This window comes from Coleofasciculus sp., assembly GCF_046539235.1.
In the GTDB taxonomy this organism is placed as follows: domain Bacteria; phylum Cyanobacteriota; class Cyanobacteriia; order Cyanobacteriales; family Coleofasciculaceae; genus Coleofasciculus.
On sequence record NZ_JBKHHI010000015.1, the window covers coordinates 18,703 to 34,042 of the forward strand.

Annotated in this window: 15 protein-coding genes; 11 read left to right on the forward strand and 4 right to left on the reverse strand. The window is 43.8% G+C overall.

Annotation, left to right across the window (positions count from 1 at the left end):
- Positions 1-38: 38 nt before the first annotated feature.
- Both ACLFWI_RS03130 and ACLFWI_RS03135 read right to left on the reverse strand, forming a co-directional pair.
- Entirely contained in the window at positions 39-2,693 is a 2,655-nt protein-coding gene (locus ACLFWI_RS03130) for a DEAD/DEAH box helicase (protein WP_446411696.1), read from the reverse strand.
- Positions 2,694-3,396: 703 nt separating this feature from the next.
- Complete coding sequence (locus ACLFWI_RS03135) at positions 3,397-3,840, reverse strand: ATP-binding protein (RefSeq protein WP_446411697.1); 444 nt, start codon at positions 3,838-3,840, stop codon at positions 3,397-3,399.
- Positions 3,841-4,056: 216 nt separating this feature from the next.
- Here ACLFWI_RS03135 and ACLFWI_RS03140 point away from each other — a divergent pair, with 216 nt between their 5' ends.
- A complete protein-coding gene (locus tag ACLFWI_RS03140) occupies positions 4,057-5,196 on the forward strand; it encodes a PP2C family protein-serine/threonine phosphatase (RefSeq protein WP_446411698.1) in 1,140 nt (379 codons plus the stop codon).
- 93 nt (positions 5,197-5,289) lie between these two features.
- Entirely contained in the window at positions 5,290-5,532 is a 243-nt protein-coding gene (locus ACLFWI_RS03145; protein WP_446411699.1) for a hypothetical protein, read from the forward strand.
- 173 nt (positions 5,533-5,705) lie between these two features.
- On the opposite strand, the gene ACLFWI_RS03150 is transcribed toward ACLFWI_RS03145, so the two are convergent.
- Entirely contained in the window at positions 5,706-6,032 is a 327-nt protein-coding gene (locus ACLFWI_RS03150; protein ID WP_006101943.1) for an STAS domain-containing protein, read from the reverse strand.
- 414 nt (positions 6,033-6,446) lie between these two features.
- Here ACLFWI_RS03150 and ACLFWI_RS03155 point away from each other — a divergent pair, with 414 nt between their 5' ends.
- Together ACLFWI_RS03155 and ACLFWI_RS03160 are read left to right on the forward strand one after the other, a co-directional pair.
- Positions 6,447-7,547 (forward strand): saccharopine dehydrogenase family protein, encoded by a 1,101-nt coding sequence (locus ACLFWI_RS03155; protein ID WP_446411700.1) that lies wholly within the window; start codon positions 6,447-6,449, stop codon positions 7,545-7,547.
- Positions 7,548-7,888: 341 nt separating this feature from the next.
- Positions 7,889-8,359, forward strand: a complete 471-nt coding sequence (locus ACLFWI_RS03160; protein ID WP_446411701.1) for a hydrocarbon-binding protein — start codon at positions 7,889-7,891, stop codon at positions 8,357-8,359.
- A 302-nt stretch (positions 8,360-8,661) separates the two neighbouring features.
- On the opposite strand, the gene ACLFWI_RS03165 is transcribed toward ACLFWI_RS03160, so the two are convergent.
- Positions 8,662-8,940, reverse strand: coding sequence for a GNAT family N-acetyltransferase (locus tag ACLFWI_RS03165; RefSeq protein WP_446407048.1), 279 nt, complete (start codon positions 8,938-8,940; stop codon positions 8,662-8,664).
- Between the two features lie 1,118 nt (positions 8,941-10,058).
- Here ACLFWI_RS03165 and ACLFWI_RS03170 point away from each other — a divergent pair.
- The 7 genes from ACLFWI_RS03170 (at position 10,059) to ACLFWI_RS03200 (ending at position 15,016) form a co-directional block, all read left to right on the forward strand.
- Positions 10,059-10,529: a hydrocarbon-binding protein gene (locus ACLFWI_RS03170; protein ID WP_446407047.1), complete on the forward strand. Its 471-nt coding sequence runs from the start codon at positions 10,059-10,061 to the stop codon at positions 10,527-10,529.
- Between the two features lie 218 nt (positions 10,530-10,747).
- Positions 10,748-11,119, forward strand: coding sequence for a roadblock/LC7 domain-containing protein (locus ACLFWI_RS03175; protein WP_446407046.1), 372 nt, complete (start codon positions 10,748-10,750; stop codon positions 11,117-11,119).
- A 902-nt stretch (positions 11,120-12,021) separates the two neighbouring features.
- Complete coding sequence (locus ACLFWI_RS03180) at positions 12,022-12,576, forward strand: protoglobin domain-containing protein (RefSeq protein ID WP_446411702.1); 555 nt, start codon at positions 12,022-12,024, stop codon at positions 12,574-12,576.
- A 56-nt stretch (positions 12,577-12,632) separates the two neighbouring features.
- Complete coding sequence (locus ACLFWI_RS03185) at positions 12,633-13,004, forward strand: roadblock/LC7 domain-containing protein (protein ID WP_446411703.1); 372 nt, start codon at positions 12,633-12,635, stop codon at positions 13,002-13,004.
- A 267-nt stretch (positions 13,005-13,271) separates the two neighbouring features.
- Positions 13,272-13,802, forward strand: a complete 531-nt coding sequence (locus ACLFWI_RS03190; protein WP_446411704.1) for a GTP-binding protein — start codon at positions 13,272-13,274, stop codon at positions 13,800-13,802.
- 174 nt (positions 13,803-13,976) lie between these two features.
- Positions 13,977-14,480 (forward strand): hypothetical protein, encoded by a 504-nt coding sequence (locus ACLFWI_RS03195; protein ID WP_446411705.1) that lies wholly within the window; start codon positions 13,977-13,979, stop codon positions 14,478-14,480.
- 167 nt (positions 14,481-14,647) lie between these two features.
- Positions 14,648-15,016, forward strand: coding sequence for a roadblock/LC7 domain-containing protein (locus ACLFWI_RS03200; protein ID WP_446411706.1), 369 nt, complete (start codon positions 14,648-14,650; stop codon positions 15,014-15,016).
- The last annotated feature ends 324 nt before the right edge of the window (positions 15,017-15,340 follow it).

Genomic DNA, 15,340 nt, shown 5'->3' on the forward strand with positions numbered 1-15,340 from the left:
TTGAAGAACCTTGAAGGGGTTTGGTTACCAAACCCCTACTAAACCAATTCATTAACTGGGAAGCGATCCAATAACTGAATGGCTCGAGTAGCATTCCGTTTTAAGACATCCGATAGGAATGGCACATGAGGAATTTGAGATAGAAAATCAACACTGCGGCGTAACAATCTGACAATATCCCCTTCATCTAAACTGGTATCCGCACAAAGCTCTGTCCATTCCACACCTAATGCCCATTGCTCAACTAACCCAATTAAATCCCGTTCTAACCAAATGGGTAACGCCACCTGATAGCGACGTTGGACTTGAAACAACTGACGGCGAGTTTGTCTTAAACTATCTAATGCCGCCAGTACCGGTTCTGAGGGGGGATAATTAGTCCAGCTATCCGGACGGGGTGTTTCCGTAACCAAAGCGCCGGCGCAGGCGGCTAAGTGGTGAGGATCTAACTGATCAAACGCACCGGACATCAACGCTAACCCTAACCAGAGTTCGTTATCCCCACGAATCGCCGCCGCCGCTTGTCCCAATGATGTCGGCTTGACATCTTCCAGACCATCAAATGCCCTTAAAATTTCGATCAGGTTGAGAAATTCTTGCCAGTGCTGAGCTTGATTTTCTCGGTACAGGGCTTGACGCTCATTGATTTCCTCTTGTAGGGCTAAGCGGCGTTTATGGCGCTTAATCAGTTGAGACGGATTCCCCCATTGTCGCACCAGATGATCTTCGAGTTGGGCTTTTACCGCATCCATCCGATGCTGCTGCGCCTCAACTTCAGGTGCAACCATGGGTTCTATATCAGTGGGAATTTGAGCCGCGATCGCTTCCGTGTCTGGTGTACCCCGTCTGGTTTGACCGGGCTTGAGTGTGAGTTCAGGGGGTGGGTTGAGGACACTTAAATCAATCATCTCTAACCACCCATGCACCCCAACCAAATCAGCGGTTGTGGCTATATACCAGCGATTATCGGCACTTAAGCAGACTAAATAGGGGAATTGTCCCCGCCCTTTTTCCTTCGCGACTAATATCGCCGGAATCGGTTCCGGAACTGGAATATACTTGCCCTTGAGTGAAAGTAGCGTACCCAAGGGCGCTTCGGGGATAATTTGGGCAATTTCCGCCACTTGTGCGGCTTGGGCTTGCCGTTGTAGGGTTTTGAGTAATCGCCGTTCTTCTTTGAGCCGTTCCTTGAGTTTTTCGTATCGCCCCAGGGCGTTTAAGTCAACGGGTGCTAGTTGAATATCTAATTTTGCCAGTTCTGTGGTTAACTCCGTAATCGCTTGTTGCTGGGGTTGGAGGTACAGTGTCGCCAGGTATTGGGCAAAACTGCGTTCCACCAACTCCTTGGCTTCGGGAAGGGTGTGGGTTTGGAGTAAATTCAGCACCATACCGTAGTTGGGCGTAAACTGGCTGACTAAGGGGTCAGCCTGACTGGTGGCGAGGTACGCCGCTTCCTTTGCTCCTTCAAAGGGCGTCTGTAATGTAACCACATAACCCGTAGCATCCATCCCCCGGCGTCCGGCTCGACCTGCCATTTGCAGAAATTCCGATGCTGTCAGCAGTCGGTGTCCCAGATCAGTTCGTTTCGAGAGGGTAGAAATCACGGTGGTGCGAGCGGGCATATTAATTCCCGCCGCTAGAGTTTCAGTGGCAAACACCACCTTAACCAACCCTAATTGGAACAGTTCTTCTACAAACCCCTTCCAAGCCGGTAAAATCCCCGCATGATGGGCAGCAATGCCGCGATACAGGGGGGCGACTTGTCCGGCGCGACCCGCTTCTGGATTCCGACGTAAAAATTCGTCAATGCGCTGTTTCAATTCAGCCGCTTCTTTGGCATTCACCAGAGACAATTCTCCCAACTCTTCCACCGAGCGATCGCAACCGCGACGAGAGAAAATAAAATAAATCGCGGGTAACATATCCCGTTGCTGGAGTTGCGCCAGCACAAAGGCATTACTGGGGCTTTCTGGGCGTCCCCCCCGTCCTCTCCCTTTGTTGCGTTTCGGTTTGAGACGAGGATTTAACTTCGTTTGGCTAGAGTCCAGCAGGGGAAAAATGCCCTTCGGGTTGGCAAAGCTGAATTGTAAGGGAACCGGTCGAAAGTCGGAATAAATTCGCTCGGTTGCGCCATGAACTAAGTTCAACCAGTCCGTTAGTTGATCGGAATTCGCCACCGTAGCGGATAGGGCTACAAGCTGAACTTCTGGAGGACAATAAATAATCGACTCCTCCCAAACCGTACCCCGTTGTCGGTCATTCATATAATGGCACTCATCCAAGACCACCGCTTCCACCCCTTCTAGGGAGGTACCAATTTCCCCAATGCGTGTGCCGTAAAGCATATTGCGGAAGATTTCCGTGGTCATCACCAAGATTGGCGCGTCCCGATTAATCGAAACATCCCCCGTAACCAGACCCACATTTTCCGCACCAAACGTAGCACGAAAATCTCGCAGCTTCTGGTTGGAGAGGGCTTTCAAGGGAGTAGTATAAAAAACTCGCCCTCCTCTTGACAAAGCGCGGTAAATAGCATATTCGCCAATCAACGTTTTCCCAGAACCTGTGGGGGCGCAGACAACAACCGAGCGATTCGCATTCAGCGCCGCGATCGCTTGGAGCTGAAATTGATCCAGAGGAAACGGAAACAGATTTTTGGGGTCAAGTTCTATCTTCGGGGTCGAAACGTTCACACTCGCTCTTTCCAATAGGTGACGACAGGGAGATGGGACGAAAAGCACTGTACCCAAATTGGTTCAGTGTGCAGTAGTTCTATTTTGACATCCTCCTGAATGGATTCCTGACATTGGCACACCAATAGGGCTCGAATAAGTTCTCATGGCAATTTTTCTCCTCCAACTTCCCCCGCTTCCACAGCTCTGCGCCCATCCTACTCCCAATTTTAGGGTTTGTCCTGATTGGCACGCTGTCGATTGGAAAAAAGGCTGTAGCCACTTGGACAAGGAGATCTACAAGCGATGTGCAACAACAAGAGCAAGTTTTCACCAGCATCCTACTTTAGGGGAGAACGTGAAAGCGTAGTCATTTTGTCCAATCAATCAGCCAAGCGTCTTACGTTTGATGCTAAGGGCAACGATGACAATCGCGGCAGCGGTCGCTAAATGGTGATACCATCGCCAGGTAAGCCGCTGAATTAAGCTTGAGCATCAAGCTAGATTTAACCCAGTTTGATTCAGTTATGCGGAGCAGATAGAGCAATTGAAGGTAAAGCCTAAACAGTAACCCAGCTTGAGAAGCTGGGTTTTCGCTTATCCGAAAGCCGATCAATTTTTTCCCGGTCTCTTTGCCTCAGACGTAGACGACTACGTCGGAAATATGCACCGCGGCACCTGATCCCCCGTTCCCCTGCTTCCCGACACCGGGCGGCCGGGATTTTTAATAATATTTAACAATCGTCAAACAGTTGCGGTTATCATCCATGCGTGTATAACTGAGCTTATCAGCAATTTTTTGCATAATAGCCAATCCTCGCCCTCCTTCCGCCTGATCAGCAGGCAAGGACGACGGAGTTCGGAGCCGCCGTTCAAAATCAAAAGGCGCTCCACAGTCCCAGACCCGTATCTCTAGGCGTTGGGGCGATTGCCCCAGAATTACCTCAACCTCAATGGAAACACTGGGCGGCAGGTCTTTGTGGGCATATTTCACCGCGTTAGTGTATCCTTCCGCAAGCGCTAGTTTGCACTGTAACCAGACTTTTGTTTCGATTGAGGAGGGGTGAAGCTCCCCAAACCAGGATAAAACCTGGTCTAACGCATTCAGGTCGGAAGGAAATTGCTTGCTATATGTTTGAAGCTCTTTCAACTGCTCAAAGCCTTTCACATCAACGACATCAAAGCCAGAATTAAAATGAACAGATACTCCCTGTGAAAAAATCCAGTCTACCCTAGATTTATCCCTTGCTCTACCATTTATTCACTGACCTTGAGATCTATATCACTTTCTCATGAAAGTACCCATAGCTTCATCGAGTCTTCCTTCTTGTTGTAAGCGCGTGCATCTGCAATCTCCTTGAGTGACTTGTATTATCTCGATGCCATGACCCAAATTCTCATTATTGATGACGACCCTGCCATTCAAATACTACTGAAACGGACGCTTCATAACCAAGGTTATGACGTCACCATCGCTAGCAACGGCGAAGAGGGTCTTGAACTTGCGCAGCAGTTGTGTCCGGCGTTGGTCATTTGTGACTGGATTATGCCCCGGATGAACGGACTAGAAGTCTGTCGTCAGATTAAGGCAACCCCAGCCCTATCAACCACCATGTTTATTTTGCTGACCTCTCTCGGTTCCGTTGGCGATCGCGTCAAGGGACTGGATGCTGGGGCGGATGACTTTATCTGTAAGCCAATCGAAATCGCTGAGTTACAGGCGCGAGTGCGTTCCGGCTTGAGACTGCATGAACTCAGCCGCGATTTGCAGCATCAAAAACATTTGCTGGAAATGGAACTCGCCGAAGCGGCAGACTATGTCCGTTCCATTCTGCCAGACCAGATGACTGAACCGCCTGTGACTATTGACTCTCGATTCATTCCGTCTCGGCAATTAGGAGGTGATGGCTTCGATTACTACTGGTTGGATTCAGAACACCTGGCAATTTATCTGTTAGATACGGCAGGGCATGGCTTGAGAGCCGCTTTACCAACGCTTTCGGTGTTAAATCTATTGAGATCACGCACCCTGCCGAATATTAACTATTACCAACCCAGCGACGTTCTGCGAGGGTTAAACCAGACCTTTCAGATGACAGCACGCAACGATAAATACTTTACTATCTGGTATGGAGTCTATAATCGGACAAAGCGTCAACTTGTTTATGCCAGTGCTGGACATCCACCGGCTGTCTTATTTTCGGGTAAGCCATCGTCTAGTCACGAGGTCAATCTCTTGAAGACAACGGGACTGCCTGTGGGCATGCTGCTTGAGGCTGAGTATGTTGATGATAGCTGCGACGTCAGCGAATCCAGTTCCCTGTACATTTTCAGCGATGGGATTTACGAGATTCACCAACCCGATGGTAATATCTGGGGACTTGACTCATTCGTCAAACTTCTGGGTGAGTGTAGAATAGATAGTTCGTGTAATCTCAACTCGATCTTAGAGGGCGTTGACATATTAAATCCCAAAGACTTTTTCGATGATGATTTGTCTTTGCTAGAAATTAACTTTGATTGATATGCTCCCCGACTTCCTAAGCTGGCGAAGGAACGGCTGACGTCGGGGATTCCCGCCCTCAATCTGGGTGAAGCTCTGAAGTAAGCGTCAGGGATGTCCACGCTTTGGGCAACTTTGGGTAAGTCTTATGTAACGGATGTCAAAATTCCCAAAACAGATTTGGTATTAGCCATAGAACCCGCTACTTGGATAAAAGAGTTACCCGCCAAGGATTTGCATTCCTGGCGGGTTGTTAGTGACATCCTCCTACACACTCCCCTCTGGGTACAGTGTAGGCTTGCTTCGGTACAGTTCTTGGAACCCTACCTCCAGCATTCTATGGTGGGGATATGCTAAAGCCCACTTCTTGCAGTAAGCAAGAAAAAATTATAGATAAGGGTTAGTTCACTATATTTACCAGCTTTTACAGCTAGAATAAATTAGAATTAACCTTATTTATTGAGTTTAACACTCCCCCTTCCGCACGGGGATTCTTACTGGGCTTCGCCAAATTGGGCTAACCCAGAGAATTATGCACTAGAAGAGACAGCCTCCTCAAACGCTTCTCGTGTAGGAAAGATTTCAAACACCCGATCCATGCTTGTCAGTTCAAATAACATTTTGATCTGTTCGTTGACTGAGCAAACAAAGAGCTTTCCCCCAGCAGCACGAACGGTCTTAAGGGCAAGAACTAGCGCCCCTAAGCCCGAACTATCCATAAAGGTAACGTCTTGAAAATCAATCAATACGATGTCGGCATTCGATTGCACCAGGTCGCTAATCTCTTGACGAAATTGACCGGCTTTTGTGCCATCTAAGATACCAGAGGGTTGAACAACTTTAACCACAGGACTCATATACTACTTATGACTGCCGTTACAGAAATATCCAGACCTTGCCAGTATAGCCGCGACTATTCAAATCAGCCAAACTTTTGGACTGAGAAGAGGTGTCGTTTTTAGGCAGTTTTTATCCTCTGGAGAGATTATAGAGATATCTCTCTTGAGTAACTTCATTCTGTTTTCCTTGGATCAGCTATCTGCATTGGTCAGGGATGGAATGCATCTCAACATGGACGGAGATACGTCACTCCTTACCGAGTCCAGCCGTATTCATCCGGATTTTTTCGGTAAACACATTTACTATAACTTATCAACAGACCATGTTTTGACGTTTGAATGGATAACTTTGGACGTCCCAGGTAGCGGCAACCTTGATCTGAGGGGTAAAGCACTTGCTAAGCTTCAGTAAGCAGATTAGGACGTTGGGCAATGACAGACCGAGTTTTGATTCTGGGAGGACAAGGACGTATCGGCAGCAATGTTATGCAAGATCTGATTGCCCACACCCCAGCACAAATTACGATTACAGGGCGTCACAGAGCATCAGAGACAGCATTTTCGCCGCAGGTGCAGTTTCTCACCCTAGATTTAGCCGATCGCGATGGGTTGAGGCGGGCGATCGCGTCTCATCATCTGGTTATCCATTGTGCCGGTCCTTTTCTCTACCGAGACGCCTCGGTTCTCAAAACTTGCATTGAGATGGGCGTAAATTATCTGGATGTGAGTGATAATCGCGCCTTTATTCACAAAGCCTGGACCGATCACGAAGCAGCAGCGGCGGCGGGTGTGACGGCGATTATCAATACTGGGGTTTTTCCGGGAATCTCCAATAGCATGGTGCGTCAGGCGGTTGAACAATTGGATCAGCCGGAAACCATTCACCTGAGTTATGGTGTAGCTGGTTCCGGTGGGGCTGGCGTCACCGTGATGCGAACCACGTTTCTGGGGTTAACAGAACCCTTTGAGGCGTGGATTGATAACCAGTGGCGTCAGGTAAAACCCTATAGCGATCGCGAAACGGTTCATTTCCCTCAACCCTATGGCAAAGTCGGCGTCTACTGGTTCGATGTACCCGAAACCGTTACCCTTGTCAAGTCATTCCCCGTGAAAACGGTGATCACCAAGTTTGGCTCAATTCCCGATATTTATAACCACCTCACCTGGATCACCGCCCATCTGTTTCCCGCTTCTTGGTTGAGGAAACCCGAAAATATCGAGTATCTGTCCCAACTCAGCTACCGCATGACCCAAATTAGCGATCGCATCAGTGGGATTGGCATTGCCATTCGCGCCCAAGTCACAGGTTACAAAGAGAACCAACCTGTCACAGTTGTCTCAACCTTGGTGCATAAAAATACAGCAGCTGCGGCTGGTGCGGGTACAGGCAGCATTGCCCAGTTTATACTGGCAGGTCAACTGAGTAAACCCGGTGTTTGGTCGGTTGAACAAGCGCTTTCAACCGAATTATTTGAACAAGCGATGGAACATCGAAACATCCAAATTCATTTGCCAACGAACCCCCTGAACTAAAGCGTTAGCCTTCTTAGCTCAAGTTGATATATTTTGAGTAATTTATTCCAACTAATTAGGCAGATTAGATTATTTTTTAGTTAAGAATATTTCGTTTTATTTTTTTTGATTGATAGATCACAAAAAACTGGACGTTTTCCGGGAATACCAGCTAAGCTTATGTATGGTATACAAGTATTACAGATGTAGAAAATAAGTATAAATTCCTCGGAGTTTATTTAAGCTTTTGTCGGTTATACCCGGAAGTCTTAATAAACTTATCGAAATACTTCTGTATAACTAAACACCTAGATAAATGTAGAACACATCTCATTAATCTATTCTGAAAATAAGGAGCAAATGTGTTAGAAATAAAACGCGATAAACTGGGACAACTTAGTAGCATTGAATCCTTCCGGGCTATTGTGGAAGGCATGACAGACGCATTAGGGGACAAAGCTACAGCCGTAGCACTGACCTCTGCGGGTCGGAAGCACGGTAAGGAAGTTGCTGAAAAGTTGGGCTTGAAAGGTTCAACACAAGACTTAGAGGATGCCGCCAAACAAATTCAAGAACTTTTAGGAGAAAAAGGTTCTCGTCTTTGTATCATTGATCGGATTGTTCGAGACGGTGATTCGATCAAAGTATACACAACAGAAACCCTTTGTGCTATCGGTGGAACTGAGGAAAGTCCTCCCAAGTGTACTTTTACACTTGGTCTAGTTTGGGGAGTCTTAGGTGAACTACTTCAATCGAAACTGAAGGCAAGTCAAACGGAATCGGTACTCCGAGGTGACAGTTACGACTTGTTTGAGTTTACTGTACTCACTTAATCTCTGAAAAGAGCGGCTTTTCATTCTCTTCAAGGATAGTATGAAAGGGAAATAAGCCGCCGTTAGTAGAGACGTAGCATGCTACGTCTCTACATTATTTATTGGTAGGTATAAAAGGAAAAATATAAGGTTTTTTCCAAAATTGTAGTGGTGTTGCACACCTAATGTGATGGATAAAAATTGTAGGGGCGCACCGACGTGCGCCCCTAAAACCCGCAAAATCTATTGCCCAATTTTACACGCCACTATAGAAAATCCTCTTGCTACTGGCGTAAGAGCTCAGTGTGATCCGAATGCAATGGTTAAAACGTTAAAAGCATTCTGTCTCTGTTTAAGACAAATCCTTTCTTTTTGTACCAATCTACGATAAAAGGATTCTTAGTTTTGATCGGAGTCAGACGTATCCCCTTAACGCCTTGGCATTTAAGTTGAGCGATGGCTTCGTTTAAAAGCTGATTTCCGAATCCTTTACCTCGACAGTTGGGTTTAACTTCGATGAGATTAATCACACCAAACCCATCGGGCGCGATGCTAAACACGATTTCCCCGACAATCTCGTTTTGAAAGATTAACTCAAACATAATTCACCTTACCGCTTAATCGCGGCGTTTTATTAACCCGAGTTCGATGCAAAAGGCTGATAACGTAATCAGGTGGGATACAGGTTACAGGGTTTTCCGAAAAATGAACACCTGTAGCGACGCTGAACTCAGGGATATTGGCCAAATTCAAGTGCGCTGCACTAGCTAGTTTTTCTACAGATCCTGGGCTGTATTTCTGAAGACTCTCAAAATCCTTACGATTGTCTCAGTTTTTGCCCTGATGGTTGATTCACTCTGATCAGCAGATTTTAATGATTCTCAGCACTATTCTTTTTTGAGTGAATTCTCCTTAGCGAATCTGAAACATGGCGTTAAGTTTTCGAGGCTAAATTCCATGATTCAGAGAAAAATAGAGAGATGTGTTTCCTGGTTAACACATATTTAGATCATACCTTATTTATTATCTTCTATAAGTAGAGTCTTTGTCAAGACTTGCCAAATGTATTGCATGTAATACAATTGAACAGAGAGAGAATTTCAGTAGAGCGAAACGTTTTAGATAAGAAGTGCACAGGGACGGACTCAAGAGCAGTGGTGTCAAGTTAATCAAAGCCATGTTCCCGGCTTGTCATTGTGCTATGGCTAGCAGGGGCTGCATACTCAATTTGCCAGTTCATCATTCTTAGTGCAAGCATCTTGACCACTTTTTCTTAAGGACTTGCAGGTTAATAATTTATCCACCAAGTTTCACTAGATTGTTGATACAGCTTTCTTCACGGGGACTCTATCTATTTTTACGCAAATATGAGGAACTAAATCTTTATATTTATTTTATATTTTGAAGTAAAACTCTTTTTAAAAGGAATTTTTCAAAAAAATATGTGACTATACTAATTGTAAATAACAGAACTCTCAATGTCTAGATGGGCAGAAAAAAATATATAAGTTTCCGGATCGGATCAATTCGATCTGTATATTATTCATAGAAACAGCAGGGTAATATGTCTAGAACCAGCTAAATATCTATGATTAAGAATTTAGTTTATTAAAGAAATTCTTAAATTAATAGCAATTTAACTGACTAGGATTACCTGGCTAAGCACTTTCTTGGTTGATGAAGTGTTCCAACTCTATGTTGTCGAAAATAAGGAGTCAACGTGTTAGAACTAAAACGAGATAAATTAGGACAATTCAGCAGTATTGAATCCTTCCGGGCTTTGGTTGAAGGGATGACCGATGCCTTAGGTGAAAAAGCAACAGCCGTTGCTCTGACTGCTGCTGGTCGTAAACATGGGCAAGAACTCGCAGAAAAGTTGGGGTTCAAAGGGACTACACAAAACTTCGAAGATGCGACTAAGCAAATTGCCGAAGTTTTGGGTGAAGAGGGAGCTCGTTTGTGCATCATTGACAAGATCACCCAAGAGGGCGACACTGTCAAGGTTTACACCACAGAAACCCTCTGCGCGATCGGCGGAACTGAGGGAGAACCGCCTAAATGTACTTTTACCCTCGGTTTAGTTTGGGGCGTTTTAACCGAACTGCTTCAGCAAAAAATAAAGGGTTCACAAACACAATCAGTTCTTCGAGGTGACTCTTACGACCTGTTCGAGTTTATTACTGTTGAGTAATTCGACAAAAAGCAGCTAATGAGGATTGCCCTGCTTATCACACTCGGCAAATCTTCTCTTCGCCGCCTTATGCTCATCGTGAGCTGACTGGGTAGCCTTACAGTTTGGGCTAAAACTCAGAAGTAGGTAATCCTAACATTGAACCAGTCAGCCATGCTTGTCCTAGTTACATCATTTAACTTCATTGTCCTGTATTAACCTTAAGGAGAAACACAAGAATGGGAATTAATACTCAGAAACTGAGTCATCTGGTTCAGAATTTTGTCTCGACGACATCTGACGTGCTAGGTGCTGCGATTGTTACGCCGGATGGTTTACCCCTGGCGTCTAGCTTACCGGGTTCAGTGGCTGAAGAGCGTATCTCAGCAATGTCCGCCACCATGCTGTCTCTGGGTGAACGGATTTCCAAAGAACTCTTGGGAGGTCAAACCAGTCGTATTTTAGTTGAAGGTGATGACGGCTACAGCATTATGACCGACTGCGGTCCAGAAGCTGTGTTCATCGTTCTGGCTGGGAAAGATGCCAAACAAGGCGCCCTTAACTTAGATATTAGTCGGGCGATTACCCAGATTAAAGTCAGCTTGGGCTAGTTCAGTAAGTCTCTTACCCACACCCTGACTTTTTCCAGGATACTGCTGGTCAATTAACTGGGGCGTCAGCCCCCTCCCTCGCCCTCCCCGAACCTCTCCCTAGCCCTCTCCTACAAGGAGAGGGAAACGGAATATATTTCACCTCTCCCGACGCCTCCCCTACGAGGGGAGGGAAGCGGAATATATTTTTTCTTGGAGGGGCTTTGATGCTCGCCCTTCCGTGCAAAAAAGCTCTCGCATCCTTTGTCCTCCCCCGTGCAAGGGGGTTAGGTTTTTCCAATTCGCCAGCAGTATCCTACAAGGAGAGGGAAGCGGAATATATTTTTTATTTGGAGGGGCTTTCAGGCTCCCCCTTCCGTGCAACAAAAGCGAAGTATCCTTAAATTATGATGACAAATAATAAAAATATACATAAGCGAAACTGTATATCTGGAGACAAGACTAGAGATAACCACAATACTGATTTGAGCTAATGCTCCGGACTTATCTGCTAACCCACGAAAAAAGATAATGTCAGGAACGTTATGTCTTTTGTCCTTTGTCATTGGCAAAGGTTTGAAGCAGATTTAGTTTGTGTAGCCCTGTTAGTGTTAACACAGCATTAGTTTAGGCTGATAAAATTCGGCATGAGCCTAGCCAGATATGATAGCATTCATTCTATTTGCCATCTATTTCCTAATAATTGAATACCACTTAATTCAATCACAATCATAAACCTGGGTTGTATTCATTTTATTTAAATACCATGCTTTGGTTCTGATTTGGTATTTAAATAAAATGTGCTGCTTGTTTTGACATGTCAAGATTTCTTTACTAAAACAATACCAAAAAACATGGACAACCATAAAAAATATTTGTTATCAATGAAGAAGATTAAAAAATCATGCAGGTAGGAGAAAACTATGCCCTTAGATGCTCATGCATTTATGGAAACGATGGCAAAGCGTATTGGCTTTACCGATGAAGACAAAGCAATCCTCAAAGCCAACGCGACTTGGGGCAAAGATATCGCTCCAGAAATGGCAAATCATTTCTATGCTTATTTGGGACGAGATCCAGAAATGAGCGAAATTTTGAATGCCAAAGAAGGGCGGATGCATCGCCTACGTGAAACTTTTACTCAATGGTTTTACGAAATGTTTACAGGTATGGATGATTGGGGTAATACTTATGCCGATCGCCGCTGGCGAATTGGTCTAGTGCATGTGCAGATTGGCATTGGACCGCAACATGTGGTTCCAGCCATGGCAATTGTGGTTAATGCTGTAGGTCAAAAGCTAAAAGAGGCAGACAAAAATGAAGAATTACGGGATGCCCTCAGTCTAATTTGCATGATTGATCTGGCATTTATTGAACAAGCCTACATTGAAGTCACGTCAGCCGCTGTACTTCAAGAAACTGGCTGGACAGAAGGCTTATTCAAACGCCTCATTTCCACAGGTGCAGCTTCGATGTAACTCAACGCTTAACTGTATTAGCAATCTCTCAAATTTTAGCAGGAGTCAAACAATCAATGGCGATTAATTCTGAAAAATTAGGACATATTCTTAAGGATTTTGTCTCGGCGACGAATGATGTTGAAGGTGCTGCTATTGTCACTCCAGATGGTTTACCTCTGGCAACTACTTTGCCTAGTAATATGGATGATGAACGGGTATCAGCCATGTCTGCGGCGATGCTATCTTTAGGGGAACGAATTGGTAAAGAACTGGTTCGAGGTACAATTGATCGCATCTATGTTGAAGGTAACCAAGGTTTGAGTATTTTGACCAGTTGTGGTGAAGATGCTGTCTTTCTCGTTTTAGCCACTCAACAAGCAAAACAAGGACTTTTGATGTTGGAAATAAAACGGACTCTTGGTGACCTTAAGTCTATCTTACTGTAAAGAAAAAATGTCAGGCACTATTTAAAAGGCTGTAATTAACTGCAGAAAAAAGCAATAAATATCCTGACATTGCTCAACTATACTCTTAACAGCATTTTCTGTTTTTCCTTCCACATTAAACACGAAAAGCATTCTTTGATTTCAAGATAGTTGTAGTTTAATTTTTGAATTAATGGAAGTAAATGAAACAATTTTATGTAGTAAATATTCATGCTATTATTATGCAAACTAATAAAACTAATAACCAAAAATGGTCAAATAAATTTTATGAAAAATATACGTATAGTTATAACCGGAACTGTCGGAGCAGGCAAGTCTACTTTTGTACGTACAGCTAGTGAAATTGATGTTGTAGAAATAGAACGTAAGGTTAGTTATTCGGAAAAAGAATCCTCATTTAAGCATGAAACTACCGTTGCGTTCGACTTTGGCAAATTGGTGTTAGATGCCAATAAAAATTTGCATATATATGGGACTCCAGGTCAAACCCGCTTTGATTTTATGTGGGATATTTTAATTAAAGGGGCTGATGCTTATATTCTACTGGTGAAGGCTAATCAAGCAGATAGTTTTTCCTCCGCTAAAGATATTTTAGCTTTTATGAATAATCGCGTTCAAGTACCGATGGTTATTGGTTTAACTCATACTGATTGTTCGGGGGCTATACCGACAGAAGAAATAGTCCAACATTTAGGCATTTTAAATGATAAACATCGTCCAGCTATTTTGAAGGTTAATCCTCGACTAAAAGTTTCGGTTTTGACCGCACTAAAGGTTTTAACAAATAAAGTTATTTAGGTGAATTTTTAAGTCAATTCTCAAGCCAAAACATCTTTTGCCATAAAACTATTCATTTTGCATTTAATAAAACTTAAAAATACTTTCATAGGGAAATATCTGAATAATGTTTTTAATTGAGAAATAGTAAACAGACAGTTAGCTGATTACATTCAAATGAATACAACTAAGAAGATGAATATTGCAATTGCACAGAATGAACTACGTCAAGAACTTGGAGACTTTAGCAGTATTATTTGCCTCAAAGCCATTATTACTGGTGTTGAAGAAGCTTTAGGCGATAAAGCTACCGCAATTGCACTAATTTCTGCGGGTCGTCAACGGGGCAGAATGTTAGCTGAAAAGCTTGACTTAGTGGACAAGGGTAAAGAAGTTTCTTTAGCAGATGTGACCCAAAAAGTTCAGTACGCTTTAGGAAAAGAGGGGACTCGTTTGTGCGTGGTTGACAAGATCATCCAGGAAGACAAAGGATATAAAGTCTATACTCACGAAACTGTTTGTTCAGCAGGTGAACCTCAAGGCTCGTCTCGTCAATGCACATTTACGATGGGGGCAATTCAAGGGTTTCTTGAAGCCTTTTTAGGTAAGCGTTTACGGGGAACTCAGACTGAATCAACATTACGGGAAGGAACTCACGACGTTTTCGAGTACAAGATTTTAGGCGCTGTCCAAAAATAATCTGGTTTTTGCAATTGGATTATACGAGTACAGAATAGCGTCAATAAAATAAATACGCAAAAAAGCTGAACATCGTCATGATTTGAGTAAAGGCGTTCTCTGAGAACGTCTCTACATGACGTTTGCACAAAGGAGATTATTGAATCAATTTAAGCAAAACGACAGCTATGGCAATTAATCCTTACAAATTAGGGCGTATTTTACAAACCTTTGTAAGCAATACCCCTGATGTGCAAGGTGCAGCAATGATTACTCCAGATGGTTTACCCATAGCTGCTAGTTTGCCAGTTGATATGGATGATGAACGGGTATCGGCAATATCAGCAGCGATGTTATCTCTGGGTGAGCGGATTGGTAAGGAACTGGCTCGGGGAACTATTGCTCGCATTTCTGTCGAAGGTAACCATGGCTTAAGTATTTTAACCAGTCCCGGTTTAGCTGTTTTTCTGGTTTTAGCCAGTAAAACAGCTAAACTGGGACTGTTGAAATTAGAAATTAAACGAACGATTACTCAATTTAATTTATTTTTGGCGTAAAAATTATCGTTTGACAATATTGCATTGGTGCAGGCATTGATTGCGCCAATGAATTTTATTTTTTCTTGAAAATATACTCAGCCATAGACTTTATATATGCTTCATGAAAACATCATAGGAAACTACAGACATTTTTCTAATTAATTGCTAAAACATAAGTAGGGATTATTACCTAGAACTAACCCTAAAAATTAGCTGTATAGGAATATTATTTTTATACAGCTAAACAAACTATCAATGTCAGCATTTTTAGCATCAAAGGAGGAAAATATTATGGCAATTGCACAGAATGAAATACGTCAAGAACTTGGAGACTTTAGCAGC

Excerpts from the sequence above, each read along its gene's own strand:
- ACLFWI_RS03140 (WP_446411698.1), top strand. The coding sequence starts at position 4,057 with ATGACCCAAATTCTCATTATTGATGACGACCCTGCCATTCAAATACTA.
- ACLFWI_RS03145 (WP_446411699.1), top strand. The coding sequence starts at position 5,290 with ATGTCCACGCTTTGGGCAACTTTGGGTAAGTCTTATGTAACGGATGTC.
- ACLFWI_RS03150 (WP_006101943.1), bottom strand. The coding sequence starts at position 6,032 with ATGAGTCCTGTGGTTAAAGTTGTTCAACCCTCTGGTATCTTAGATGGC.
- ACLFWI_RS03155 (WP_446411700.1), top strand. The coding sequence starts at position 6,447 with ATGACAGACCGAGTTTTGATTCTGGGAGGACAAGGACGTATCGGCAGC.
- ACLFWI_RS03165 (WP_446407048.1), bottom strand. The coding sequence starts at position 8,940 with ATGTTTGAGTTAATCTTTCAAAACGAGATTGTCGGGGAAATCGTGTTT.
- ACLFWI_RS03175 (WP_446407046.1), top strand. The coding sequence starts at position 10,748 with ATGGGAATTAATACTCAGAAACTGAGTCATCTGGTTCAGAATTTTGTC.
- ACLFWI_RS03180 (WP_446411702.1), top strand. The coding sequence starts at position 12,022 with ATGCCCTTAGATGCTCATGCATTTATGGAAACGATGGCAAAGCGTATT.
- ACLFWI_RS03185 (WP_446411703.1), top strand. The coding sequence starts at position 12,633 with ATGGCGATTAATTCTGAAAAATTAGGACATATTCTTAAGGATTTTGTC.
- ACLFWI_RS03190 (WP_446411704.1), top strand. The coding sequence starts at position 13,272 with ATGAAAAATATACGTATAGTTATAACCGGAACTGTCGGAGCAGGCAAG.
- ACLFWI_RS03195 (WP_446411705.1), top strand. The coding sequence starts at position 13,977 with ATGAATATTGCAATTGCACAGAATGAACTACGTCAAGAACTTGGAGAC.
- ACLFWI_RS03200 (WP_446411706.1), top strand. The coding sequence starts at position 14,648 with ATGGCAATTAATCCTTACAAATTAGGGCGTATTTTACAAACCTTTGTA.